The organism is Paenibacillus sp. MMO-58, from assembly GCF_037146255.1.
Classification (GTDB): Bacteria; Bacillota; Bacilli; order Paenibacillales; family Paenibacillaceae; genus Pristimantibacillus.
Genome location: NZ_JBBCVY010000009.1, coordinates 30,672 through 55,397, shown reverse-complemented (window position 1 = coordinate 55,397; position 24,726 = coordinate 30,672). Strand labels below are relative to the sequence as shown.

Below are 24,726 nucleotides of genomic sequence, written 5' to 3'. Positions count from 1 at the left end.
CTCCCCCTTTCTAAAATGAATGGCGAAGCCATTCATACTTCGTAAGCATTGACTAAAATGAATTGCGAGCAATTCATACTTCGTAAGCATCCGCTTACCAGAGACTGTTCTCGGAGTATTTTTTCGATATCCAGTTGACCAGAATTAACAGCGTGAAATTAATAAGGGTATTAAATAGATTGATAGCCGCCGAGAAGCTGTATTGAGAGCTGAGCAGCCCGATTTTGTACACGTAAGTCGAGATCACTTCGCTGCCGCCTATATTCAGGTTGTTTTGCAGCAGATAGGCCTTCTCGAAGCCAACGCCAAGCAGTCCGCCAATTCGCAGGATCAATAAGGTTACCGCCGTTGGGATAAGCATCGGAATGTCGATGTAGCGGATTTTCTGCCATCGGCTGGCTCCGTCCACGGTTGCCGCTTCGTATAGGCTTGGACTTACGGAGGATAAGGCTGCGAGATAAATAATGCTGTCCCATCCCGTATGCTGCCAGACGTCCGACCATACATACAGGCTGCTAAACATGCTGGCCGAACCCATCAGGTTGGGCGCTTCGGCGCCGAATAGCCGGTAGATGTTGCCGATCAGTCCGTTCCCCGGAGACAGCAGGATCATCATGAGACCCACGATTACGATAGTCGAAATAAAATGCGGCATGTACGTAATCGTCTGGAATACCCGTTTGAACCGGTTCTGCCGCAGCTGATTCACGAGAATGGCGAATGCAATCGGAAGCGGAAAGGTGACAAAGCTGTACAAGCTGATGAATACCGTATTCTTAATGGTGACCGTGAATTGGTAGGAATGAAAAAACTTCTCGAAATATTTGAACCCTACCCAGGGACTGTCCATAATGCCAAGCGCCGGTTTGAAATCTTTAAAGGCGATAATGACCCCGTACATCGGCTTATAAGTAAAACAGAGCAGCAGCACGACAGCCGGCAGCAAGAGCAGGTATAAACCCCAGTTTCTGCTGATTCTCGTTACGTAACGATGCAGATTACCGCTCGATGAACTGTTTATCAAGAATGTGTACCTCCCTTTGCTGTGTGATTGACTTCAGTATACGTGCTCGCGATAACGGGATTTGGACTTCATGGATGCAAATTCCGGACATTCGAATGCTGGAAAACCGGATTGCAGCCTTAACGGAGGCTCGCCGCTTGGGCAGACCTACAATCCAGACTTTTTGCTGTCACTATTCGGACATTCGCTCTTTCAAGGGGTTGCAACCGGTTGCAATTTCGAAGACCAAGGCTATAATTATCTGACACGTGATTTTGCTTTAATAGAGGTTGATAGCGGGGAGTTGCGGGCAAATGGCCAAACCGTCGGAGAACAAGCTGTATCCGATTCAGCATTACGTCAAAATCATTCTCGTCATTTCGTTTACCGCGCTGATTCTGGATTTTATCATCAGCTTTGCGTCGATCACGATCGTTAAGCAGCAGTCCGCAAGGGATTTGAGGGATACCGCTTATCTGTACATCAACCGGATTAACAGCGACTTTTCCTACATTAATCATTTCATGGGCTGGACTCTGGCCAACGACGAGAACGTCAAAATGATGGATACCCACGACACGAACGAAACGGAATTCATCAAGGCCAACGACGCGTTGTACAAGCGATTCGTCGAGCTTCAGACCAGCTATGACAAGAGCTACAACTTCTTTATCTTCTTCAAGAAGAAGAACGTGATGCTCAACATTGCGCCTATGAGGGTGACCTACAAGGAATATCAGCAATTGCAGCAGCAGATCAATGTCTTCATCAAAGACAAAGTTATCTATGAAAAGTTCTATTCCCGATGGTCGACCATTCAGCTTGCCGGGAAATTTTATATCGTTAATATCGTGCCTTACCATGACAGCTATATGATCTGCTTAGTTGCCGCGGATGACCTAATCCGCCCGCTCCGCCAGATTAATCTGGGCGAGAATGGATACGCCTCCCTGCGTGCCGAAGACGGCAGTCTTGTAACAAGCCCCATCTCGAATAAAGGCAAGCTGCTGAACATCGAAAAGGAGCAGAAAAGCTCCTCCATCATGAACACTCTTCAGACGCGAACGACGGTTAACGGCGAGTTCGATAACGCATCCTTCTTCGTGAAGCTGGTCATTCAATTCGGCGCGTTTGAGAAAATCATGATCGTTCAGCTGCTGATTATGCTGCTCGCCGTTATTGTCGCCTGCAGCCTGAGCTTCATTATGCTGTACTTCAAGAACAAGGTGCTGCAGCCGATCAAAAGCTTCTCCTACAACCTTGCCTTCTGGGCGGAGGATGGGGAGCCGCTCGACAGTACGGGCAGCAAGATTGTGGAACTGGAGAAAGCCAATAAACAATTTGCCCAGCTCGTTAACCAGATTAAAACCTACAAGATCGATATTTACGAACGCGAGCTGGAGAAGCAGCGTATTCAGCTGGATTATATGAAGCTGCAGATCAAGCCGCATTTTTTCCTGAACTGCCTTACGACGATTCACAGCATGGCACAGATGGATATGACCGAAGAAATCCAGCAGATGGCTTTATCCACCTCCGTGTATTTCCGGTATATTTTCCAGAACGGCCAGGACTTTGTCCGCCTGGAGGACGAAATCGAGCATGTCCGGGTTTATCTCGAAATTCAGAGGAACCGCTACCGAAGCTCGTTCCTGTACCGGATTGAGCAAGAGGAGTCGACGCGGGATGTCCCGATCCCTCCTCTCGTGCTGCAGACTTTTATTGAAAATGCGATCAAATACGCGGTGTCGCGGGATCATGAGGTGCTTATTACGCTGACCGTTGAGAAGCAAATGATGGAGGAGCAAAGGATGACCGTTATCCAAATTACGGATACGGGGCCCGGTTTTCCGCCGGAGGTCTTGGTAAAGCTCCAGCAAGGAGAGCCGCTTGATCAGACGCTTGGCACGCAAATCGGCATTATGAATACCGTTCAGCGATTGAAATACCTGTATGGAGAGCTTGCGCAGATCCGCTTCGGAAATCCGCTTGACGGCGGCGCCTCGGTAACCCTCTATCTACCGGAGCTTCCGGCCAATTCGAATGAGACGGGAGTGTAGCTCATGAATGTATTGCTAGTTGATGACGATTACTTTGTCGTAACCGCGCTGGAGAAGAAGATCGACTGGGCTTCGCTTGGCATCGAGGGCATCTATACGGCTCATAATGTCGCCCAAGCGCGGGATATTCTGATGAAGCACAAGGTTCAAATTCTTATATCGGATATCGAAATGCCGCAGGGAAGCGGCCTGGAGCTCTTGGCGTGGATTCGCGAGGAGAACTACAACGTGCAGGCTATTTTCTTGACCAACTACGCGGACTTCAATTACGCGCAAAAAGCAATTGAGCTGCGCAGCTTCGAATATTTCCTGAAGCCGATCCAATTCGATAAGCTGATGCTTATTATCCGGAAGGCCGTTGAGCGGGCGACGGAACAGCAGCAGCAGGAAAAAGCCATTCAGGAGGGCTATTACTGGCAGCGCAATCAAGCGAAGATGCTGGAGCACTTCTGGCGCAGGCTGATCAGCGGCAGCGTATCCTGCGCGCTTAAGGCTGCGGATATCTTGGTTGCCGTTGAGGAGCAGCATCTCTCTTACGACCGCAATGATCTCATTCAACCCGTACTGCTTAATCTCTTTCCCTATGACGGCAGCATGGGCGTTGAGGAAAAAAATCTGTTCGACTTCGCGTTGCTTAACGTCCTATACGAGCTATTCCAGCATCCGCAATTTACGGTCGAGACGGTTCTGGAGTACAGCGCGCATAACTGGATTGCCGTGCTCAAATGGAAGGAAGCCCCCGATGCCCAGACGCTTGATGGGCTTTGCGCCGCGTTTATCCAGCAGGCGAACCGCTCGCTTAAATGCGATGCCTGCTGCATCGTCGCCATGTCCGGTCGGCTTGAGGGCATTAGCCCGGTCATCCGCCAGCTGCTGGAGCGGAATCAGGATATCGCCAAGCGGCGCAATCATATTTTTTTCGTGGAGCATGGTCTTCGGCAAGCCGACGAAGCTTATCAGCCACCGGATCTAACTAAGCTGGAAGAGCTGCTGGAGCGGAATTTGCCGGAGGAATTCCTAAAGGAGACAACCCGGTATTTAAACGAGTCGGTGCATCGGGATCATTTTTCCACATCCGTCCTTAGCCTGTTCCGGCTGGATATGATGCAGCTTGTATATGCGTTTCTGAAGTCGAAGGGTATTCAGGCGCATCAATTATACACGGGCAAAACGAATGAACGGCTGCTCGCCCACTCCCTCCATTCCATCGAGGACTTGGAAGCTTACTTGAATTATCTGGTCCACACGGCCATGGAATACCGCGATTTCGCCGAGCAGCCTAAATCCGTTGCCGAGGAAATCAAGCAGTATATCCATGCCCATTACGGGGAGGATCTGACCCGCATCAGCCTGGCGGAAATCGTCTACCTCCATCCCGATTATCTGGCCAGACTGTTCAAGAAGGAGACCGGCGTTTCCCTGGGTACGTATGTAATCAGCGCCCGAATGGAAGCGGCCAAGCAACTGCTTCGCACAACCAATCTGTCGGTCTTCGCCGTGGCGAAGAAGGTCGGCTATGCCAACTATTCGTACTTCGCGAAGGTGTTTAAGCAAGAGGCCGGCGTTACGCCTAATGAATATAAGCAGGATTGCTAGGAGGTGGTGGCCGATATTTACCGCCACCACAGGCGTCAGCGCTGCTGCGGCATGTTCTGCTTAACAATGCGCGACACCAGCGAGGCTGTTTTTACTCATTTGGAGCACCTTCCGCTCGCTTAAGGTCCCTAAAGGACCTTAAGCATCTCATACGACGGCTATTTTACATGGTTAAGGGCCTTTAGGAACCTTAAGTTCCGGATAACCCGCCTTTATTGCTCATTTGGAGCACCTTCCTGCTCGCTTAAAGTCCCTAAAGGACCTTAAGCATCTCGTGCGACGGCTATTTTGCATCGTTAGGGGCCCTTAGGGACCTTAAGTTCCGGATAACCCGCCTTTTTTGCTCATTTGGAGCACCTTCCCGCTCGCTTAAGGTCCCTAATGGACCTTAAGCATCTCGTGCGACGACAATTTTGCATCGTTAAGGGCCCTTAGGGACCTTAAGTTCCGGTCTAATGCAGGGCTAGTGTGCGGCATATCGTTAAAACAACAAAGAGGCTGCCAAATGTGGCAGCCTCTTTCAACCAAGCAACAATATTATTCCTTAACTCCGCCAAGCGCTACGCCCGCGATAATATACCGGGATAGCAGGAAGTAAATGACGAATAGCGGCAGGGCCGTTAATGCCAGCCCCATGTAGATCGAGCCAAACTCCGTCTTGTAGATATCGCCCCGGAGCAGGCTGACCATGACTGGCAGCGTATACTTTGATTTGTCCGTGAGCAGGATGAGTGGCATAAATAGGTTGTTCCAGCTTGCCACAAAAGCGAAGATCGCTTGCGTCGCAACCGCCGGCATCATAATCGGAATGATGATCTTGTTGAAGGTTGCAAACTCGCCGGAGCCGTCAATACGCGATGCTTCAACAATCTCGAGCGACAAGGTTGCCAGCAGGTATTGGCGCATGAAGAACACAATGGCCGGCGCTGCGATCGCAGGCAGAATCAGCGGCAGGAAGCTGTTCGTCCAGTGCAGCTGGTACATAAATTGATAGAAGCCAATCGCGCTTGCCTGCGCCGGAATCATCATCACGCATAGGATAAACGTGAAGAACGTTTGACGCCATTTCCAGTTGTACACAACAAGCCCGTAGGCCGTCAAGGACGAGAAATATACGGCGCAGACGGTTGATGTAGCCGAAATAATGAACGAGTTCAGGAACCCTTTTAACGGATCGAAGCTTTTGCTGGTCAGCACGTCCCAGTTGGTCTTGAGATGCGTGGATGGAATTAGTGACAGGCCGCTTTGAATCTCCGCCGTAGAACGCGTTGCATTCACGAACATCACCCAGAATGGAAGGATGCTAAGCAGCGCAAGGCCGATACAGACAATATAGATAATTGTCTTATTTATGCCCCGGGAGACCGTTGCTGTTCTTTCTATTTTCGCCATCCCTCACAGCCCCTTTGCCGCTGCTTTTGCAGCTTTCTCTTGCAGCTTTAGCTGCTTTCTAAGCTTCGCCTCGCCGCGGTCGCGCATCAAATAGAACAGGAGCGCGGACAATACGGCCGCTATGAGGAACATAATCATGCTTGCCGCTGCAGCTTTGTTATACATATAGGCTCCCTTGAACGCTTGCCCGTAGATAAATACCGATGTCGTTAAGGTCGCGTTGTCCGGACCGCCCGCAGGAGTGATGAACAGCTGCGGAATATCAAACATCTGCAGTCCCCCGATCATGGAGGTAACAAGCGAGTACAGCAGGATGGTTCGAAGACTTGGCAGAGTCACGCGGAAAAAGGTTTGAGTACCCGTTGCTCCGTCAATGGCCGCCGCCTCAAAGAGTGCTGGGTTAATCCCCATTACGCCTGCGATCAGAATAATCATCGTATTTCCGTACCACATCCAGAACTGGATGAACGAAACAATGCCCCTTGCCGTGTTCTTATCCTGCAGGAACTGAATCGGTGCGTCGCTCCACCCCAGTGCATGGAATAAGCTGTTGACAGGACCCATCGGATAAGCGAACAAGGTGCTGAAAAGCACAGCGATTGTACTCGCCGTGATAATATTCGGCATGTAGAGCAGAACCTTAAATGCGCCTTGCCCTTTAATATTAAGGCGTCTGTTGGTGAACCAGGCCGTAAGCAAGAGCGCTAGACCGATCTGCGGAATGAAGTTTGCAATCCAGAGGACAAAGGTATTCACAAGAGACTGTTTGAACGAAACGTTGTTGAGAATCAGGTCTTTAAAATTCCCAAACGGATTATCCAGAATATGAACCTGCTTCGGAATAACCCCTTTCATATCCGTGAAGCCGATAAAAGCCGTGTACAACGTAGGATACAAAGAAAAAATAAGGAACGCTAGTATAAAAGGAATACTGAAAATATAGCCGTATTTCGAGTAATTGACTCCCTTGCGGCGCATGCTCTCACCCCATCAATTGATATAAAGGGGCGGGATCATGCTCCCGCCCCTTGGCGCCTATTATTCGCTTTCGAGACCAAGCTGGTCTTTAACCGTTTGTTTGAAGTCTTTCAGTGCAGCTTCGCGGCTCTTGCTGCCGGAAGCGTAAGCACGGACTTGGTCGCGCCAGATCAGGTTGATCGATTCGTCGTATTGCGTCAGGTTTTTGCCTGTTGCGTTTGCGTTAGCCGGAACAAAGGCGTCAAACATGTTTTGTCCACCCAGCAATGCTACTTCGCCGTTCGATTTCGACATCACGACGGAGGAAGCTACGCTGTCCTTCGTGCCTTGCTCGCCTTCCTTCATCGTGCCGTTCGCCCAGTAGTATTGGAGACCTGTTTCGGAAGTATCAAGCGTAACCCAATTGATGAAGTCCGCTACCGCTTTCTTCTTCGCGTCGTCCTTCGTTACGTCTTTGTTGGCGAGCAGCCATGTGCCGCCCCAGAAGAAGCCTGTTGGCGGTTCGGTAACTGCCCAGTCGCCATTCGTATCTTTAACTTGATCTTTCATAACGTAGTTAATAAGCCATGCCGGACCAAAGAAACCAAATACCGGTTTTGCGCCAGCGCCGGACATATCCGCGTACCAAGCTTCCTGCCAGTCCTGCGTTCCGTTGCTGTAGCCGTTGTCTGTCAGCTTTTTAGAGAAATCAAGGAATTGCTCGCGTTTAGGATCAATATGCAGCTTTCCATCCACAACCCAGCCTTTGTCGGAGCTGTTCTCGATTGGATGCCAGATGTCGCCGTCGCCGGATACAATCGCGTAGCCTTTTGCTTTCAGCTTATCAGCTGCCGCGAAGTATTTATCCCAGCCCGGGCCAACTTCGTTCTTGATTGCTGCCGGGTCATCCGTTCCGAATACGTCCTTGGCAATCGAACGGCGATAGATAAAGCCGCCGCCGGTTGCTTGGTAAGCAAGACCTTTCAACTGGCCGTCTTTCGAGCCGATATCAACGGAGTATTGGGCGATTTCCGCGTCTTTAACCATTTGGTCGGTCAGCCCCAGGTCCGCATAGTTTGCGGCATAGGTGGATGCGTCGCCTTGCGTATATTTCAGTACAAACGCCGCTTCAGCAGCGTAAATGTCCGGAGCGTCTTTGCCGCCGCCGGCCAAAGCCTGGTCAAGCGCAGGCTGATAAGCGCCGTCGGTTGTAGCGATTACCGTTGTTTTGAACTCTACGTTTGCGTCAGGATGCGTTTCGATGTACTTTTTGGTCATGTTCGGAATCTCATCCGTGAAGCTCCAGAGATTAATGGTGACTTTTTTGCCGTCACTTTTTGCTGGTTCGGCTGATGCTGTCTCAGATGCTGTCGGGCTAGGGCTAGATGATGAGTTGGCGTTCGAATTCGAATTCGAGTTTGAGTTTCCGCCGCATGCCGCGAGAGCTGTTGTCATCACAAGCAGTGTGGAGATCCCCATTAAAGCGCGTTTCATTCGTTTCATGCTTTGCCTCCCTTTTAATGATCCTTGTTTTTTGCGTTTATCTTGTAACCGCATTCATTATTATAGAACCAATAAATGGCAGGCGTAAGGAATCCATTATTGGGAAAAATTCCACTCTTATTGGTTTTTATTCCCAAAGTCATAGGTACGCGGTAACGAAAAAGGTACCTATCGCCAAATCACGACAGGTACCTTTTTCGTTTTTTACAGCCACCAAATCAGCGGTATGCAAAACAGCGGCGTCAAGATGCTCGACAGCCCCATGGCAAAAGCGCTGATGCCGCCTTGAACCTCGGAGTCGCGCATAATACGCGCTGTACCGATGCCGTGTGCCGCCGTCCCCATTGCGGCTCCAATCGCTAGATCGCTGCGGAATCTCAATATTTTGAGTATCATAGGTCCAATCATGCTTCCAAGAAGGCCAGTCAGTACGGCAAACACCCCGGCCAGCTCCGGCGTTCCGCCTAGCAAATCCGCAACTTCTATCGCAATAGGCGTTGTGACCGATTTGGGCAGCATGGTGAGCATAATCTGTTTTGAACCATGGAGAAGACTAACGATCCCCCATACCGCAAGCAGTCCGCATATTAATCCGGCGCTGACGCCTATAACAATGGGCATAAGCTGATCTCTTAGCTTTTGAAAGTTTTTGTAAAAGGGAACCGCTAGAGCAACCGTAGCCGGCCCGAGGAAAAAGGTAATGATATCCCCTCCCGCCTGGTAAGCCTCATAAGGAATATTGCCAATCAGCAGAAGTAGGATAATGCCTCCCGAGGTAACAAACAAAGGGTTTAACCATTTATAGCGGCTATTAAGAAGTTGGGCTCCCACATAAAATAATACGGTGATCGTAATGCCGAACAACGGCTGTTGAAACCAGGCTTCATTCATAGGTACGTTCCCTGGCTTTCCCGGTTTGCCATGCCGTAACGCCGGCTGTAACCAGGATGACGATAATTGTGCTGACAGCTAACGCAACCGCTATGGCTAACCACTCTTCTCCGATCACGCCAAAAAACATCATCGTGCCCACGATAACGGGCGCAAAAAAGATCATCATATGCTTCAAAAAAAATTGTGCCGTCTCTTCAATCCAGGCCAGCTTCACCCAGCCTGCAAACAAGCTGATAACAAGCAATACCATTCCAATTACGTTCCCCGAAATCGGTACGGACAGAAGATAGTGTAACGCGTTGCCCAAAAGGGTGTAGCACAGCAAGATGGCAAGTCCTCTCATATATTGGTTCTCCTTTTTCGTATAAGTGCTAGTTAATAGCTTACCAGCAAGGTGCATAACGATAAAGAGCCCGCCGATAATAATCGGAGGGCTCTTGGTCGAACCTGTTATTTAAAAGCTAAATATTTCGCCCGAGTTTCCGGTGTGATTATCTTTGGTCTTCTTTCAAGCAAAAGCTTGGCATCCTCAAGAGCCTCGGGAGGCAAGTTTCCGGCATTAACTTCGGTAACAATGTCAGACATTTTCGTGAACTCTTCTATCGAAATGAGTGGGTAGCCAATTTCTTTCCTATACTGTTCCCTAACAGACGGAGATAATTTCGCTATACCATCTTCTCTTCTAATAATTGGATTAGCGCCTTTTAAAGCAGATACAGGCAGCTCCCCTCTGTTAACTGCTATAATTATATTCATCATTCGCTCGACCTCGGATTGTGTAAATCTGATCTCAGTAGGAATCAACTCCCCTTCAAGAAGGGTCTCATAATCATCCACAACAAGCTTACCCTTCTTCTTGGCGAACGTAACCGATTCCACCGTCTTATAGTAGGCCGGCTCGCTGGTTTGCGTGACATAAGTAATAACCGCATTCATCCCGTCGACTTTGCTCCGGTAATCGATCACCCAAGGGCTCGAAACACCTATATTATAATTCCACTCCTCGCCGCTCCTGTTGACCTGTTCCTCCACGAACTTTTCTTTCGCTTTGGCGGACATCATGTCATAACGGGGCTTACCGTCCCGCGACTTTAGCGCATCCGCCCAAACCGTAGTCAGGTTTTCTATCGCCGCATTAGCTGTTTGCGTGGTTGCTCCCTTTTGCTGTTCCTCCGAGCTTGCATTGGTTAATGCAGCACCCCCTAATAATAAGAACACGATAACCCCACCAACCGACCACTTATAGGAGCTTCTTACGGGTGAGGTGATCATAATCAGTCTCCTCTTGAGCTCTTTTTTATTTCCCAAAATACTTGCAGCCCCTGCCAGATGAATGGGTTTAGTAAACAGCTCTAACAATTTTATTATCGTTAAGGCGTACTCCTTGGATTCCTCCGGCTTAACTCTCGTTAAAGCCAATGCGTCACAAGCTAATTCCTGGTCTACCCGCATTTTGTGATAGGCATACCAGACAAAAGGATTAAACCAATGCAGTGCCAGCAAAATGCTCATGACCCCGTTCAAGGCAATATCATTGCGGCGAACATGCGACAGCTCATGTAAAAACACATACCGCAGCTGCGCCTCGCTTAACGTTTGTAGAGCCGTGCCTGGCAGCAACAGCTTTGGTTTAAATAACCCGAATAAGGTGGGACTGGATACTCGATTCGTCCGTATTAACGTGATCCTCCGACGCAGGTTCATGTCTTCTTTACAGCTTTCAAATAAAGCAGCGATTCCCGGATCCATAATGGCCTTTTCGCCTTTAATTTTCCTGGCAAAACGCAGATTGGCCCTGAACATCATACCAAGGAACACAACGGCACCAACCAGCCAAACGATTGAGGCGACTTGCAGAGGCGCAGCCGATGTGGCCGATTTTTTAATCGCCGGATCCTTTTGAATAGCTGCTAATGTATCCTGAGGCGATTGAGTTAATTGCGTTGGGTTTACTCCTTCAGTTTCCGGCTTCACTGCAGGTGTGATTATCGTTTCGTTCGCGGCTGCAAAGTGATTTTTCTCTGCAAATAGATGAACAATATTGTACATGCTAATCGGGCTTTCGGGCGCCCACGGCAGCACGAGCCGCAGAATCAAGAGGAGCCACAGCAGATAACCCCATCTAGGCTTTAATTTATCTCTCAGCAACCCTTTCGCGGCTAAAATAAGAACGACCAATACGCTGGCCATCAGCGAGGCAGACAGGATCCAGGCAAAAAAGTCGGAAAGACGAACGGTCATCTGTCTTATTCCTTTCTTTCGTCCAGAATGCTTTTCAGCTCGTCAATATCTTCTTTAGTCAATTTCTCGTGTTTTAAAAAGTTAACCAGCATCGGCTTCAAAGCAACGCTTCCGTACAGCCGTTTCAAAAAAGACTCTGTTTCGGCCCTTGTTGTTTCTTCTTCCGTAACGAGCGGAGAATAGACATAGGGTTTGCTGTTTGAATCCAAGGTTATGACTTCTTTTTGAACCAGCCGGGTAAGCAGGGTTCTAATGGTTTTGGGGCTCCAATCGTTAACGCCTGCTAAAGCCTCGATCACCTCGCTTGCGCTCATTGGCGATTTCATCCATAACGCTTTCATGACTTCCCACTCCGCATCGGAGATTCGCGACATCTCTTTCATTGGTTCTTGCCTCCACCTCTCGACTACATATGTAATCAACATTACAACTGTAGTCAATATTACAATTGTAATCAATGGTTGTCAATCCTTCATGCTAAGTGAGTATTCACGATAAGCTTCAATGCTAGTAACATTCAGCCCCGCGAATTGCTAACGCAAAAAAAGATACCTATCGTAAAATAACGATAGGCATCTTATGTTAACTACGACGATCTAACCTTACTTCCCCTCTATCATAATTCCTCTGTAGACTCCGCCTTTCAGGCGATGCTGCAACGCTTCTTGATAAGCCGGACTGTAATACCATGCCTTAGCTTCATACAAACTAGGGAATTCCAGAATAGCAGCTCCTTCCGCATCCGGCCCTTCCAGCACTTCATAATGACCATACATGGCAATCGGTTTAACGGGATGTCCCTCAAGTCCAGCCGGGGCTTTGGAGGCATAAATCTTTAGTTCATCGGGATCAACCGTTTCCTCCCGGATAAAAACAACGTAAGCCGTCATCCTATTGCACCCTCCCCTCACTGTCTTGTATTTAGGATAACTACCCCATGGTATAATCGTAAAATTTGTATTTTTCATGGTATTCATAAATAAAATTCATTTAAAATCCAGACCCGAACGCCCTTTCTTTAATGAACCGTACGAACATATCCGTTGCGGGAGACAAAAATCGTTCTTTCTTCAGATGAAGGCCTACTTCCCAGCGCCAGCCTTCCTCATCAATGGGGAGCCAGCAAAGACCGGCGATGTTTAAACCGGCTGTCTGCGGCAATACCGAGACGCCTAACCCTGCTGCTACAAATCCAGCCACCGTCTGCAAATCCTCCGCATCATACGTGGACGCAAGAGTAAAATTCATATGGTGGACTCGGGCTAGCAGCGAATTTTTCAAATTACAATTATGCTTAAGCCCTACAAAGGGCTCTCCCGTGATCTCTCCTAAGCTTACCGAGGCTTGACGGGCTAGCCGATGCTCCTCAGGGACTACGAGATAAAGCGGCAGAGACAACATCGGTATCCATTCAAACGTATCGTTAACGGGTTTTTCGGACGTAATCATGAGGTCGGAACGACCTTCCTCCACCTGATTCAGAATAGCTCCCTTGTCGCCCTGCGTTAATTCGAAGGTGACGGCCGGATTAAGCTTCCGATAGTCCCGAATGAGATTCGGAATGAGATCCACCCCTAAGATGTTCAAATAAGCAAGATAAATAACGCCAGAATCCGGATTGGAGTGCTCCTCGATCTCCTTTTTGCCCCGCTCTACTTCCTGCAGAATCTTCTCCACATGCATCGAGAACATAGTTCCGTACCGGTTGATCCTCAGATTCCTTCCTTTGCGTTCGAATAGCGGAACTCCAAGCTCGGCTTCCAGCTTCAAAATAGAATGACTTAGAGCAGGCTGGGTAATCGCCAACGATTCGGCAGCTTTGGTTAGATGCTCCGTCTGCGCGACCTTTAAAAAGTATTCCAATTGGGTCAATTCCATCTTGTTCTCGCCCCTACATGAATTTAATTCATCAAAACAATTAATAATATAAATTTTATTTATTTTAACATGAAGCGTAGACTAAAGCACGTAGAAGAAAACTTGCCTAACACAAGGAGGATATAAAAATGAACTTTTCATCTTATGATAAAGAATTTCATGGCAAACGGGCTTTGGTTACGGGGGGAACGCAGGGCATGGGGCTTGCGATTGTCAAAAGATTGGCAGGCGCTGGCGCAACGGTGCTAACGACAGCGAGAAATATGCCAACTGATTATCAGATTCCAAACGTGCATTTTTTACAAGCAAACATAACACAGCCCCAGGGAACCAAAGCTATTGTTAATGCCGTCAAAGAGAAGCTCGGCGGAATCGACATCATAATCAACACGGTTGGCGGCTCCAACTCACCCGCAGGCGGAGCGTTGGCCTTAACCGATGAGCATTGGCTTGAGGAACTAAACATGAATCTGCTTGGTTCTGTTCGTTTGGACCGCAGCTTGCTTCCGATCATGCTGGAACAAGGCAAAGGAGTCATCATTCATGTCAGCTCTATTCAAAGAACGCTACCCCTATACGAATCCACTCTGGCCTATGCCGCGGCAAAAGCCGCTTTGGCCACGTACAGCAAAGGCTTGTCCAACGAATTCGCGCCAAAAGGAATTCGTATCAACGCAATCGCTCCCGGCTTTATTCAAACCGAAGCGGCCAACCGTCTCCTCGACCGCCTTGCCATTACTGCAGGAAGCCGCGAAGCAGCGCTGAATCAGCTGATGGATTCCCTTGGAGGCATTCCGTTCGGCCGTCCGGGATTGCCTGAAGAGGTCGCCGAGCTTGCCGCGTTCCTTGCATCGGACCGCGCAGCCTCCATACACGGCAGCGAGTATGTCATTGATGGCGGAACGATACCTACCGTTTAATTTTCCCTCAAGGAGGCTAATTCTATGATCATAGTGCCTGTTGCTGTAGCTAATTATTTCAATGCGGTGAATGAACAGGAACCGGAACGTTTTCTAGAAGCGTTTGATGAGCAGTCCCATGTTCTCGTCATGAAGAAGGAATATGTCGGCGGGAAGGCTATTGCCAAGTGGAGCAAAACGGAAATTTTCGAACCGAAGGTTCGATTTGAAATGAAGGATGCCAAGGAGCAAGATAACCGTTATATCATTACGGTCGCCGTAGACGGCGAATTTGATAAAACGAATCTGCCCGATCCACTCCTCATGAAGCATGAATTCCTTATTGCCAACGATAAGATCAAGGAACTGCATATTTCTTTCCCTTAATCCCATTAATGCAAATAAACGACCGCTTGCCTGATAGGATCAGACGAGCGGTCGTTTGCATGTTGTTCGAAAAGTTATCTCAGCTTAACAGGCAGGCCCGTTCTTGCGGATTCATTGGCTGCCATCGTTACGCGATGCGTCTCCCAAGCATCCTCGTAAGTGGACAGAATCTGGCTTCTGTCGCCTGTTCTGACGGCATGAAGGAAAGCTTCATTCTCCCGTACGTACGGATTGTTCGAGGATCTGTACTCGGTCTTCTTATCGGCTTCGATATCGACAAGAGCTTCGCCCGTAACCTGCAGTACGCCCGTATTTGTGTAGATTTGAAGTCCGGCATGGCCCCCAGCCGGAATCGCGCATGTATTGCTGATCGTTGCAACGGCCCCGCTCGCCAGCTTGATCGTTACCGTACCCACATCAGGCACCGTAACGCCCTCTTCCACCTGAGCCATATGTCTGCTGCCGAACGCCGCATAGACTTCATTGACTTCGCCAAGCAAATAACGGGTCAAATCCACGATATGCGTCGTCTGCTCCACGAACTGTCCGCCGGAAGTCTCCATCTTGCGCCACCAGTATACGCCCGGCATCGAGCCCATCCATTGACCCAAAGCCATTAGCGGCGTGCGGTCCGCAAGAAGCTCCTTCGCGTGGTTTGTGCTGTCCATATAACGGAAATGATAACCAACCGACGTAATAAGTCCTTTATCTGCAATCACCTGACGGATCCGGGACGGTGTCTCCTCGTCTACGCCAATCGGCTTTTCGACGAGGAAAGGAATCCCCCTCTCCGCAAGCGCTAATTCAATCTCGCCATGAGCAAACGGCGGCGTACAAATATATACCGCATCCAGCTTGCGGTCCTCAAGCATCGCTTCAATCGTGTCGTAACCGCGAGCGTCGCTATAAGGCCTTGCTGCCGTTTCCGCCTTATCGAGGCTTGTCCCGCAAAACGCGCTGACGCTTACCCCTTCCATCGCAGCAAGCTTTTCCGCATGCATCCGTCCAAACCAGCCCGTTCCCGCAATACCAATTCGAAGAGTCACTCTACATTCCCACCTAACGTCGTAGTTTTATGCCTTCCCCCTAATGTTTACCTGCGTCCCTATGGATGTCAAGGAGATCTTTGCCGCCAAGCGGAAGCTCGACCTTAAAAGAGGTTTTCCCTTCGGCACTCGCCGCGGAAATCATGCCATGATGCAGTTCGACAATGTTCTTGGCGATCGCGAGACCTAGACCTGAACCGCCGGTATTCTGGGAACGGGACTGCTCGCCGCGATAGAACCGTTCGAACAATAGGGGAATTACCGAAGCCGGCAAGGGCTCTCCGTAATTCGCAATTTCCACGACGGCCAGCCCCCTCTCGCTCCATACCGAGATATCGATCTGCCTGCCCTCTTTTCCGTATTGAATGGCGTTAACGACCAGATTCTCGAACACCCGGACAAGCTTGTCTCCGTCCGCATCGACGAGGATCGAATGATCCGGAAGAGCCAACCGGCATTGCATCTCCGCCTGCTCGAATTGCAAGCGGAATTGGGCCGCCAACTGGCCAATCATCTCTACCAGATTGATGGGGGACAGCCGAAGCCCTATTCCGCCGCTTGTCCTCGTATATTCGAACAAATCGTCGATCATCGTCTTCAGACGAGTCGATTTCTCATAAGCGATTTGAACGTAATGCCTTAGTTCCACCTCATCCCGGTAACGGTCTTCTTCGATCAGGCCCAGGTACCCGACAATAGACGTTAGAGGCGTGCGCAAATCGTGGGATACGTTGGTCACAAGCTCGGCTTTTGTCCGTTCCGTGCGCCGCTCCTCCTCGATGGAGAACTTAAGCTGAGCCGTCATTTTATTGATATTTTCCGCCAACGCTCCAAGCTCGTCCCCGCCTCGCACCGGCAGCCGGGATTCGAAATCCCCGCCGGCAATCCGTTCGATTCCTTGCGAGATTCTCATTAAGTAACGGATTGTCGAACGGCTTAAAGCGAAGAAATAGATGAAAAAAAAGACAAGGGTGACGGTAATATACGACGTTAAAATTCCAAACTTATCAAAGACCTCCCTCAGCAGAGGGGAAAGATAAAACATATCGCTGCTGTACGCGGCGATCGCGGCCAGATATAGCAGCCCCGTCGTGAAGAACGAGGCAAGCGCGCTTAGCCCGAACAGATACAGCATTTTAAAACGAAGGCTTTTCCACGGTTTACGGCTCAATTTTGTACCCTACTCCCCACACGGTCTGAATCAGCTTAACGCCGCCCAGCTCGCTCTCCAATTTATCCCGAAGCTTGCTTATATGCACCATCACGGTGTTGTTGGATTCCAGGAACCTGTCCTTCCACACCGCTTCAAAGATTGCCTCCGCGCTAAATACCTGCCCGGGATGGCTCGCCAGCAAGTACAAAATATCAAACTCCGTTGACGTCAGATTAATCCCCCGATCCTCCACCGTTACGGTATGCGATTTCTTGCTTATTTTCAGGGAATGAAGCTGGATGATGTCCTGATCCTGCGCCGTTTGAAGCTGAGGATTCAAATAAATGGACCTGCGGAGCAGCGACTTCACCCGGGCAATCAGCTCCAGCGCGTTAAACGGTTTCACCATGTAATCGTCGGCGCCTGTCGTCAGCCCCATGATTTTGTCCATGTCCTCCGCTTTGGCACTCAGCATCAAGATCGGAATGCCATACTCCGCGCGTACCGCCCGGACAACCTCCAGGCCGTTCATCTCCGGCATCATGACGTCGAGAATCATTAATTGGAAGGATTCCTTGGCGATTAGCTCCATGGCCTCCCGGCCGTTGCCCGCAATAAGCACCTGATATCCTTCGTTGGTCAGATAGATTTTGATCAGCTCCGCGATTTCCAGGTCATCGTCCGCGATCAGAATTTGAATGGTATTCATGAGATCTCCCCGTCTATTTGGTTAATGAATGTGGCTATAGTGTATCAGAAATATTCTACGGAGCGGACAGCCTTCAATCACAAATAAGAAATTCTTAAGGTTTCCTTTAGGATGTCTTACGAACCTCAACGGCCCGGCGCGTTATCTTGGATATAGAGCAACGGACAAGAATATACCCGGAGGTAGAAATAGATGAAAACAAAGCTATACGTGCTATACGGCGGCAAATCCGTCGAACATGAAGTGTCGTTAAAAACGGCCGTCACCGTCCTTCAATCCATTGACGAAAGCCGCTACGAGGTTTATCCCGTCTACATTACCCGCGAAGGCTTGTGGTGCACGCCGGGTCATCTTGCCAAGGATGAGTTGTCGATTGAACGGCTGATTGCTCAGCCAGCGTTTCCTGATCCTGCCCATTCCATCGGTGAGATTCTGTCGGGCATTATGGCCCTTCCCGGTCCAAAAGTCGTCTTGCCGCTTCTTCATGGTCCCAATGGAGAAGACGGTACGGTACAAGGCCTGCTGGAGCTGTTGAACGTTCCTTATGTAGGCAATGGCGTGCTGGCTGCCGCATTAACCTTGGACAAGGCGATGTCGAAGCAGATGCTGGCCCAAGCCGGCATTAATCAGACGGAATATCGGGTGTACCGCCATGAGGAGTGGACAACGGATCAGGCAGCCGTATTGCGCAGGTTGGAAGATGCCATTGGATATCCGTGTTACGTGAAGCCTGCTTCCCTTGGCTCCAGTATCGGCATCAGCAGATGCACGAACCGCGGAGAGCTCCTCGCCGGTATCCATGAAGCCTTCTCTTACGATAAAAAGCTTGTTATCGAACGCGAAGTGAGCGGCAGAGAAATTCAAGTCGCCGTTATCGGCAATGAGAAGCCTCTTGCCTCGCTGCCCGGCGAGTTCATTCATGATCATGTTTTCTTCGATTACGAATCCAAATACATGGACAAGCGGCTTACCATGCAAATTCCCGCCAAGCTGGCGGACGGCCTGACTCCGCGAATTCGGGAGCTGGCAATCCGCGCCTATCAAGCTCATGGCTGCGAAGGCCTTGCCCGCGTCGACTTCTTCCTTGACGGAGAAGGTCAACTGTACCTGAACGAGATAAACGCGCTGCCCGGATTTACGAATTTCAGTATGTACCCGGTTATGTGGGAACGCACGAACGGAACGTCCTATTCCGAGCTGATCGAACAATTAATCGGGCATGCCATTGCCCGTCACCAAGATAAACAAAAGATTCAATATACGAAATAAGCGAGGTGAGAGTCATATGTTAAGAGACACTTGGGCTGAAATTAGTTTGAGCCGTATTCGGGAGAATATGCTGAACATTCGCCGGTCTCTTCCCGGTACGGTGAAGCTGATGGCTGTCGTGAAGGCGAACGGCTACGGGCATGGAGACATCGAGTCGGCCATGGCCGCGATGAGGGCCGGCGCGGATTATTTGGCGGTTGCTTACCTGGAAGAAGCGATTCGGCTGCGCGATGCCGGAGTAAAGCTGCCGATTCTCGTATTAACGCCTATCGGGCCGGAGCTTGTGCAATTGGCTCTGAGGCATAATCTCTCCTTAACCGTAACAAGCGCCAAATGGTTTTCCGAGATGCGGGACTTTAAGCCTTGCCCCGCAGGCAAGCTTCGGGTTCATGTGAAAATGGATACGGGGCTTGGGCGAATCGGTATCCGGACCAAGCAAGAATGGGATGAGCTTGTTCCATGGCTGCAGAATGAAGATGTTGACGTGGACGGTTTCTATACGCATTTTGCTACGGCCGGGCAAGAGGATACCCGCTTTCTCGAGCAGCAGACTGCCCGATTCCTCGATATGAAGGAATGGGCACGCGCTTCAGGACTCGTCATCCGTCATTATCATTGCGCGGGTAGCGTAGCGGCGCTGAGATTTCCTCATCTGGCGATGGATATGGTCCGGATCGGAGCGGCGATGTACGGCTTTTACCCTGCTAAGCTTGCTTGTCCGGTTAAGCTGGAGCCGGCCTTAAGTCTTCATAGCCGCCTGATTCAAGTGAAGAAGCTCGCTGCGGGAGAATATCTCGGCTACGACAATTCTTACCGGGCCGAAGAGGAGGAATGGATCGGAACGGTGCCTATCGGTTATGCCGACGGCTGGGCGCAGCGGATGCAAGGTACGGATGTGCTCATTGGCGGCCATCGCGCTCCCATTGTGGGCAAAATCTGCATGGATCAGCTGATGATCAAGCTTCCGGCCCCTTACGCGGAAGGCACGCCGGTTACCTTGATTGGTGCTCAAGGCGGGCAGCGTATTACATTTGCCGAGCTTGCCGCCCATATCGGAAGCGTTGCGCAGGAAGTCTCCACTTCGCTGGGAACAAGAGTTGCGAGAACCTATAAAGATATCGAGGAGGTACGTACAAGATGGGACAAAACAACTTGGCCGGACGACATCAGCCAGGCCGTCATATAACGTTTCACACAACCATTCAAACCGCCAATTCCGGTGTTCACAAAGGACATCTGGTCTTGATTAATCGGGAGAATCCCATACGGCAAATCCCTTCTTCGGACCGTTTAGCGCCAATCCGTTCGATCCCGGCTATCCATACGCTGAAGGATGGCATGAGGTTAGAGCGAACCTGCTTACGCCAGTTGGCCGAGCTTCTTGAGGCCAGCCAAGGGATGGACGATATTATCGCGGTTAGCGGCTATCGGACCAAAAATGACCAGGAACAGATTTACAGCTCCTCCTTAGCGGACAACGGCGCGGATTACACGGCACGTTATGTCGCATTGCCCGACCGGAGCGAGCACCAAACGGGGCTGGCTATCGACGTTGGCCGGCTCAGCAAAGAGATTGATTTTATCGCACCGGCGTTCCCGGACACGGATGTCTATAAGTCCTTTAAGCAGCTTGCAGCAAGCTTTGGTTTCATTCAGCGTTACAAGGAAGGCAAGGAAGCCCTCACTCAAATCTCGTGCGAGCCTTGGCATTTCCGTTACATCGGTTATCCCCATGCAGACATTATGGAGCGGAACGATTGGTGCCTGGAGGAATATATCGACGCGCTTAGAAGCTACACCTACAACAATGAACATTTTTTATTCGAGGACGATCGTTCATTTGTTGAAATCTATTACGTGGCGGCAGACGCAGGAGCTTCGACGTCAATTCCCCTTATCCCATGCGACCGCTTCAACTTGTCAGGGAATAACGTTGACGGTTTTATCGTGACCGCGTTTAGGGATAAAAGCAGGCGATCCCATGTCTAGAACGGGATATGGCGGACTCGATTGGCTCAAATTCGCAGCCGCTCTGCTCGTTGTTGCCAATCATACCAGCCCGCTTCTATCATACAGCGCTGCCGCCGATTTTCTTGTAAGCAATCTGCTTACGCGTATTGCCGTTCCCGTCTTTTTTATGACAGCCGGATTCCTATTGTTCCGCAAGCTGTCCGGCAATCCGTTAACGGATCGAAAAGCTGTTCAAGGCTACCTGCTGAAAATTGTAAAGCTCTACGCCATTGCCATTGTCCTGTACATTCCGCTGAACCTATATACCGGTTATTTCTCCGATTCCTTAACGACGTATTCCGTCATCAAAGACATCGTGTTCGACGGAACCTTTTATCACCTATGGTATTTGCCGGCGTTAATGATCGGCCTGTTGATAACTTGTACAATGGTGCGGTTCATGCCGATGAAGGCGGTGCTGGCTTCGGCCGGGCTCTTGTACATCATCGGGCTGCTTGGAGACAGCTACTTTGGCATCCTGCAAAACAGTAAAGAGCTGACCTCTATCTACGAAGGGATGTTTAAGGTGTTTGATTACACCCGCAACGGACTGTTCTATGCCCCTCTTTATTTGGCAATGGGAGCTTGGTCAGCCAAGCAGCCTCCTCCGGCCCGAAAGCCAATCGTAAGCGCGGCTATGTTTGCGGGATCGCTTGGACTTATGTTCGCCGAAGGGATACTTCTGCACTCGTCGGGAATTCCGCGGCATGACAGCATGTATGTGTTTACGATTCCCGCTACCTATTTCTTATTCCAATGGTCCATGCAGTGGAAGGTTCCGGCCAGCAAAAGGTTCCGGGAGTGGCGGACATGGGTATATATACTGCATCCCTTGGCTATCGTGCTTGTCCGCGGAGCTGCCGAAGCCGTGCATCTAGAGCGGATATTTATCTCGAATAGTCTGCTTCATTTCGCCGCGGTCTGTCTGCTGTCGATTGGGTTGTCCGCGTTTAGCGTATGGCTGTTGGCAATCATCGGGAAGCTCAAAGCTCCTATGCGGATGTGGATAACAACTCCTGTGGACAAGTGGATAACACTTCGAAAATGAACAGTTGTCCGATAGAAAGCGCTCTTAATATGTGTATAACTTTGTGAATAACTGTGGACAACAAGTATGTGGCGTAGGCTTATTGGACTATATTCGTTTCCAAATCGCTTCCCGGTAGGCAGTTGGCGTTTCCCCAATACGATTTTTAAACGTTCGCGTAAAAGCATACAAAGAGGAATAGCCGGTCGTATAAGCGACCTCCGTAATGGAGGCATCCGTCTCCGCAAGAAGCCGCTTGGCGGATTCCATCCGTACCTGCGTAATGAAATCGCTTGGCGGCATTCCAACCTTTTCCGCGAAAGCAACGGAGTAATACGTCCGGTTCATTCCCGCTGCCTTGGCTGCCTGCTGGACGGTGATGCCTTCCGTGGCATGCTGCCGGATATAGGACAGGCTTTGCTTGACCCAATCCGTGGCATTCAGGGCATACGCAAGTGGAACCGTCCGGCATAAGGCTGCCAATAGACGGTACAGCAGGCTTTGCATTTCAAGCGACCGAACATGGGCGCTCTCCGTCTCCCCGCTCCGCATCAGATCAAGCAAGCCAAGAAGCGACCGCTCTGCCTCTTGCGTCCATCCCTTCTCCAGAAACGGCCTTTCGTAACTGATGCCGGTAAGCGCCAGCATCTCTGCTGCGCGTGGGCCATCCATCACAATCCAGCTCATCCGGGGCGGCTTTTCCCCTTCGATCGCATAGTACGTATAGGTACGCGCAGGGAACAAGCAGAACAGATCCCCTGCCGACAGCGTTACGCTATTATCCGCATCCCACTCTACCCGAACGAAGCCTTCCTTTACGATATGCAGGCTATAACTCTCAATCCTTTTGGGTCCGGCACTGTAACCTTGCCTGGTCTCCGTCAGCCCCCCTCTTACGGGCCATATCGAGCATTGCTTGTCCAGCTCGCTTATCGCATGGAACAGAAACTCGGCGGTTTCGAAGCCTACCGAACTATTGCTATTCATCACAATCCGCCCCCTACCTGACAAATTGGTAAATCAACCATACATGATGCTATTTTACGACTGCCTCATATCTATTACAATGATTGGCATGGAGGCGATTTTCTCTTGAAAAAACCAAACATTTTGTTGATTACAAGCGATCAGCAGCATTGGAATACACTAGGTTATTTCAATAACGAATTAAGCACGCCCAATTTAGACCGGCTTATTCGGTCCGGCACAACCTTTACGAGAGCCTACTGTCCGAATCCGACCTGCACGCCAAGTCGTGCATCCATTATTACGGGCCAATACCCAAGCCAGCACGGCGCTTGGACGCTCGGAACCAAGCTTCTGGAAGACCGGCACTTCGTCGGGGAAGATTTTAATTCTGCCGGCTACAAAACCGCGCTGGTTGGCAAAGCCCATTTTCAGCCGCTGTCTTCAACGGAGGAATACCCGTCGCTTGAGGCTTACCCGGTCCTGCAGGATTTGGAGAAATGGAAGCAATTCAACGGTCCTTTCTACGGCTTCGAGCATGTCGAGCTAACGCGCAATCATACCAACGAAGCTCATGTAGGCCAGCATTATGCCTTATGGATGGAAGAGAAAGGCTGCTCCAATTGGCGGGATTATTTCCTTCCTCCAACAGGCAGCATGGATCCCGCTATCACATACAAATGGCCGATTCCCGAAAAATATCATTACAACACCTGGATCGCGGAGCGAACGAACGCGCTTATGGAGCAATACGCCGAAGAAGACAAACCGTTCTTCCTCTGGTCAAGCTTCTTCGACCCGCATCCGGAATATCTGGTGCCGGAGCCATGGGATACGATGTACGATCCCGATTCCCTGACGATTCCGGATATCGTGCCAGGCGAGCACGACCAAAACCCGCCTCATTTCGGCCTCACGCAAGAGGATAATCCAGACTTCTCTCCTTGGGCGGAATCCGGTAACGGCATTCACGGTTACCGTTCGCACCATTACTATGAATACGGGGAGAAAAAGAAGCTAACCGACTACGATAAGAAGAAGCTGGTTGCCGTCTATTACGGCATGATCAGCATGATGGACAAATATATCGGCACCATCCTCGACAAGCTCGAAGAGCTTGGCATCGCGGACAATACGGTCGTCGTCTTTACGACGGACCATGGCCATTTCTTCGGCCAGCATGGTCTGCAGGCCAAAGGCGGCTTCCATTACGAGGACCTGATTCGCCTGCCGTTTATCGTGCGTTATCCAAGGCAGGTTCCGGCGGGAGTAACGTCAGACGCGATCCAATCGCTGGTTGACCTTGCGCCAACGTTCCTGTCGCTCAGCGGCATTCCGGTCCCGCATGCAATGACCGGCGTCGATCAAAGCGAGGTATGGAAAGGCAAGGCACCCGCTGCCAGAGATCATGCCATCTGCGAATTCCGTCATGAGCCAACAACCATTCATCAGAAAACGTACGTCGACCAGCGTTACAAAATCACGGTCTATTACAACCAGACCTACGGCGAAATCTTCGATTTCCAGGATGACCCAGGCGAGCTTAACAACTTGTGGGACGATCCGGCATACGCGGCGCTGAAATCCGAGCTGCTGCTCAAGTACATCTGGGCGGAGCTTGGCAAGGAACCGATGCCGATGCCGCGCATCTCGGGCGCGTAGGCGCAATGAACAAGGGCTATCCCGGTCATAAAATGACTTGGAATAGCCCTTTTGTACGACGTCGAAAAGAAACC

23 protein-coding genes are annotated in these 24,726 nt (G+C 50.2%); 9 read left to right on the top strand and 14 right to left on the bottom strand.

The features are described from left to right. Window positions 1–94 precede the first annotated feature (94 nt). On the bottom strand, window positions 95–1,024 hold the full coding sequence (locus WFJ73_RS23915; protein WP_336775465.1) for an ABC transporter permease: 930 nt from the start codon (window positions 1,022–1,024) through the stop codon (window positions 95–97). A 293-nt stretch (window positions 1,025–1,317) separates the two neighbouring features. Between WFJ73_RS23915 and WFJ73_RS23910 the strand changes: the two genes are divergently transcribed. Continuing rightward, window positions 1,318–3,063 carry a sensor histidine kinase gene (locus WFJ73_RS23910; protein WP_336775464.1) on the top strand — a complete coding sequence of 582 codons (1,746 nt, stop codon included), beginning with the start codon at window positions 1,318–1,320 and terminating at the stop codon, window positions 3,061–3,063. Window positions 3,064–3,066: 3 nt separating this feature from the next. Then, window positions 3,067–4,659, top strand: a complete 1,593-nt coding sequence (locus WFJ73_RS23905; protein WP_336775463.1) for a response regulator — start codon at window positions 3,067–3,069, stop codon at window positions 4,657–4,659. A 537-nt stretch (window positions 4,660–5,196) separates the two neighbouring features. Here the strand turns inward: WFJ73_RS23905 and WFJ73_RS23900 are convergent. From WFJ73_RS23900 to WFJ73_RS23860, 9 genes are all read right to left on the bottom strand, one after another. Further along, the gene (locus WFJ73_RS23900) at window positions 5,197–6,051 is read right to left on the bottom strand and encodes a carbohydrate ABC transporter permease (RefSeq protein ID WP_015847142.1); all 855 of its coding nucleotides are present in this window, start codon (window positions 6,049–6,051) and stop codon (window positions 5,197–5,199) included. Window positions 6,052–6,054: 3 nt separating this feature from the next. Continuing rightward, window positions 6,055–7,029: a carbohydrate ABC transporter permease gene (locus tag WFJ73_RS23895; RefSeq protein WP_336775462.1), complete on the bottom strand. Its 975-nt coding sequence runs from the start codon at window positions 7,027–7,029 to the stop codon at window positions 6,055–6,057. Between the two features lie 60 nt (window positions 7,030–7,089). Beyond that, a complete protein-coding gene (locus WFJ73_RS23890; RefSeq protein ID WP_336775461.1) occupies window positions 7,090–8,511 on the bottom strand; it encodes an ABC transporter substrate-binding protein in 1,422 nt (473 codons plus the stop codon). A 204-nt stretch (window positions 8,512–8,715) separates the two neighbouring features. Beyond that, window positions 8,716–9,402, bottom strand: coding sequence for an LrgB family protein (locus WFJ73_RS23885; protein ID WP_336775460.1), 687 nt, complete (start codon window positions 9,400–9,402; stop codon window positions 8,716–8,718). Continuing rightward, window positions 9,395–9,748, bottom strand: coding sequence for a CidA/LrgA family protein (locus WFJ73_RS23880; RefSeq protein WP_336775459.1), 354 nt, complete (start codon window positions 9,746–9,748; stop codon window positions 9,395–9,397). The genes WFJ73_RS23885 and WFJ73_RS23880 overlap by 8 nt, the downstream gene beginning before the upstream one ends. Window positions 9,749–9,855: 107 nt before the next feature. Further along, window positions 9,856–11,646 (bottom strand): M56 family metallopeptidase, encoded by a 1,791-nt coding sequence (locus WFJ73_RS23875; RefSeq protein WP_336775458.1) that lies wholly within the window; start codon window positions 11,644–11,646, stop codon window positions 9,856–9,858. Between the two features lie 5 nt (window positions 11,647–11,651). Continuing rightward, window positions 11,652–12,029, bottom strand: coding sequence for a BlaI/MecI/CopY family transcriptional regulator (locus WFJ73_RS23870; RefSeq protein ID WP_336775457.1), 378 nt, complete (start codon window positions 12,027–12,029; stop codon window positions 11,652–11,654). A gap of 219 nt (window positions 12,030–12,248) precedes the next feature. After that, window positions 12,249–12,536, bottom strand: a complete 288-nt coding sequence (locus WFJ73_RS23865) for a DUF1330 domain-containing protein (RefSeq protein WP_336775456.1) — start codon at window positions 12,534–12,536, stop codon at window positions 12,249–12,251. Window positions 12,537–12,636: 100 nt separating this feature from the next. After that, window positions 12,637–13,524 (bottom strand): LysR family transcriptional regulator, encoded by an 888-nt coding sequence (locus WFJ73_RS23860; RefSeq protein WP_336775455.1) that lies wholly within the window; start codon window positions 13,522–13,524, stop codon window positions 12,637–12,639. Window positions 13,525–13,652: 128 nt separating this feature from the next. On the opposite strand from WFJ73_RS23860, the gene WFJ73_RS23855 reads away from it, so the two are divergent. After that, the gene (locus tag WFJ73_RS23855; RefSeq protein ID WP_336775454.1) at window positions 13,653–14,444 is read left to right on the top strand and encodes an SDR family oxidoreductase; all 792 of its coding nucleotides are present in this window, start codon (window positions 13,653–13,655) and stop codon (window positions 14,442–14,444) included. 24 nt (window positions 14,445–14,468) lie between these two features. Then, a complete protein-coding gene (locus WFJ73_RS23850; protein WP_336775453.1) occupies window positions 14,469–14,810 on the top strand; it encodes a nuclear transport factor 2 family protein in 342 nt (113 codons plus the stop codon). Window positions 14,811–14,884: 74 nt separating this feature from the next. Here the strand turns inward: WFJ73_RS23850 and WFJ73_RS23845 are convergent, their stop codons facing one another. Genes WFJ73_RS23845 through WFJ73_RS23835 form a run of 3 tightly spaced genes read right to left on the bottom strand, consistent with a single transcriptional unit; the run spans window position 14,885 to window position 17,718 of the window. Beyond that, entirely contained in the window at window positions 14,885–15,856 is a 972-nt protein-coding gene (locus WFJ73_RS23845) for a Gfo/Idh/MocA family protein (RefSeq protein WP_336775452.1), read from the bottom strand. Window positions 15,857–15,896: 40 nt separating this feature from the next. Further along, window positions 15,897–17,027, bottom strand: a complete 1,131-nt coding sequence (locus tag WFJ73_RS23840) for a sensor histidine kinase (RefSeq protein ID WP_336775451.1) — start codon at window positions 17,025–17,027, stop codon at window positions 15,897–15,899. Continuing rightward, window positions 17,017–17,718, bottom strand: a complete 702-nt coding sequence (locus tag WFJ73_RS23835) for a response regulator transcription factor (RefSeq protein WP_336775450.1) — start codon at window positions 17,716–17,718, stop codon at window positions 17,017–17,019. The genes WFJ73_RS23840 and WFJ73_RS23835 overlap by 11 nt, the downstream gene beginning before the upstream one ends. 192 nt (window positions 17,719–17,910) lie before the next feature. Here WFJ73_RS23835 and WFJ73_RS23830 point away from each other — a divergent pair, with 192 nt between their 5' ends. Genes WFJ73_RS23830 through WFJ73_RS23815 form a run of 4 tightly spaced genes read left to right on the top strand, consistent with a single transcriptional unit; the run spans window position 17,911 to window position 22,045 of the window. After that, a complete protein-coding gene (locus WFJ73_RS23830; protein WP_336775449.1) occupies window positions 17,911–18,987 on the top strand; it encodes a D-alanine--D-alanine ligase family protein in 1,077 nt (358 codons plus the stop codon). Between the two features lie 16 nt (window positions 18,988–19,003). Next, a complete protein-coding gene (gene alr / locus WFJ73_RS23825; protein ID WP_336775448.1) occupies window positions 19,004–20,173 on the top strand; it encodes an alanine racemase in 1,170 nt (389 codons plus the stop codon). After that, on the top strand, window positions 20,125–20,976 hold the full coding sequence (locus WFJ73_RS23820) for a D-alanyl-D-alanine carboxypeptidase family protein (protein ID WP_336775447.1): 852 nt from the start codon (window positions 20,125–20,127) through the stop codon (window positions 20,974–20,976). The genes alr and WFJ73_RS23820 overlap by 49 nt, the downstream gene beginning before the upstream one ends. Beyond that, window positions 20,969–22,045, top strand: a complete 1,077-nt coding sequence (locus WFJ73_RS23815) for an acyltransferase (protein ID WP_336775446.1) — start codon at window positions 20,969–20,971, stop codon at window positions 22,043–22,045. The genes WFJ73_RS23820 and WFJ73_RS23815 overlap by 8 nt, the downstream gene beginning before the upstream one ends. Window positions 22,046–22,132: 87 nt before the next feature. Here the strand turns inward: WFJ73_RS23815 and WFJ73_RS23810 are convergent, their stop codons facing one another. Continuing rightward, complete coding sequence (locus tag WFJ73_RS23810) at window positions 22,133–23,011, bottom strand: AraC family transcriptional regulator (protein ID WP_336775445.1); 879 nt, start codon at window positions 23,009–23,011, stop codon at window positions 22,133–22,135. A 105-nt stretch (window positions 23,012–23,116) separates the two neighbouring features. Here WFJ73_RS23810 and WFJ73_RS23805 point away from each other — a divergent pair, with 105 nt between their 5' ends. Beyond that, window positions 23,117–24,652 (top strand): sulfatase family protein, encoded by a 1,536-nt coding sequence (locus tag WFJ73_RS23805; RefSeq protein WP_336775444.1) that lies wholly within the window; start codon window positions 23,117–23,119, stop codon window positions 24,650–24,652. Window positions 24,653–24,726 lie beyond the last annotated feature (74 nt).

Coding starts and splice junctions, on each gene's coding strand:
- WFJ73_RS23910 (WP_336775464.1), top strand. CDS start 1,318: ATGGCCAAACCGTCGGAGAACAAGCTGTATCCGATTCAGCATTACGTC.
- WFJ73_RS23905 (WP_336775463.1), top strand. CDS start 3,067: ATGAATGTATTGCTAGTTGATGACGATTACTTTGTCGTAACCGCGCTG.
- WFJ73_RS23900 (WP_015847142.1), bottom strand. CDS start 6,051: ATGGCGAAAATAGAAAGAACAGCAACGGTCTCCCGGGGCATAAATAAG.
- WFJ73_RS23895 (WP_336775462.1), bottom strand. CDS start 7,029: ATGCGCCGCAAGGGAGTCAATTACTCGAAATACGGCTATATTTTCAGT.
- WFJ73_RS23890 (WP_336775461.1), bottom strand. CDS start 8,511: ATGAAACGAATGAAACGCGCTTTAATGGGGATCTCCACACTGCTTGTG.
- WFJ73_RS23885 (WP_336775460.1), bottom strand. CDS start 9,402: ATGAATGAAGCCTGGTTTCAACAGCCGTTGTTCGGCATTACGATCACC.
- WFJ73_RS23880 (WP_336775459.1), bottom strand. CDS start 9,748: ATGAGAGGACTTGCCATCTTGCTGTGCTACACCCTTTTGGGCAACGCG.
- WFJ73_RS23875 (WP_336775458.1), bottom strand. CDS start 11,646: ATGACCGTTCGTCTTTCCGACTTTTTTGCCTGGATCCTGTCTGCCTCG.
- WFJ73_RS23870 (WP_336775457.1), bottom strand. CDS start 12,029: ATGAAAGAGATGTCGCGAATCTCCGATGCGGAGTGGGAAGTCATGAAA.
- WFJ73_RS23865 (WP_336775456.1), bottom strand. CDS start 12,536: ATGACGGCTTACGTTGTTTTTATCCGGGAGGAAACGGTTGATCCCGAT.
- WFJ73_RS23860 (WP_336775455.1), bottom strand. CDS start 13,524: ATGGAATTGACCCAATTGGAATACTTTTTAAAGGTCGCGCAGACGGAG.
- WFJ73_RS23855 (WP_336775454.1), top strand. CDS start 13,653: ATGAACTTTTCATCTTATGATAAAGAATTTCATGGCAAACGGGCTTTG.
- WFJ73_RS23850 (WP_336775453.1), top strand. CDS start 14,469: ATGATCATAGTGCCTGTTGCTGTAGCTAATTATTTCAATGCGGTGAAT.
- WFJ73_RS23835 (WP_336775450.1), bottom strand. CDS start 17,718: ATGAATACCATTCAAATTCTGATCGCGGACGATGACCTGGAAATCGCG.
- WFJ73_RS23830 (WP_336775449.1), top strand. CDS start 17,911: ATGAAAACAAAGCTATACGTGCTATACGGCGGCAAATCCGTCGAACAT.
- alr (WP_336775448.1), top strand. CDS start 19,004: ATGTTAAGAGACACTTGGGCTGAAATTAGTTTGAGCCGTATTCGGGAG.
- WFJ73_RS23820 (WP_336775447.1), top strand. CDS start 20,125: ATGGGACAAAACAACTTGGCCGGACGACATCAGCCAGGCCGTCATATA.
- WFJ73_RS23815 (WP_336775446.1), top strand. CDS start 20,969: ATGTCTAGAACGGGATATGGCGGACTCGATTGGCTCAAATTCGCAGCC.
- WFJ73_RS23810 (WP_336775445.1), bottom strand. CDS start 23,011: ATGAATAGCAATAGTTCGGTAGGCTTCGAAACCGCCGAGTTTCTGTTC.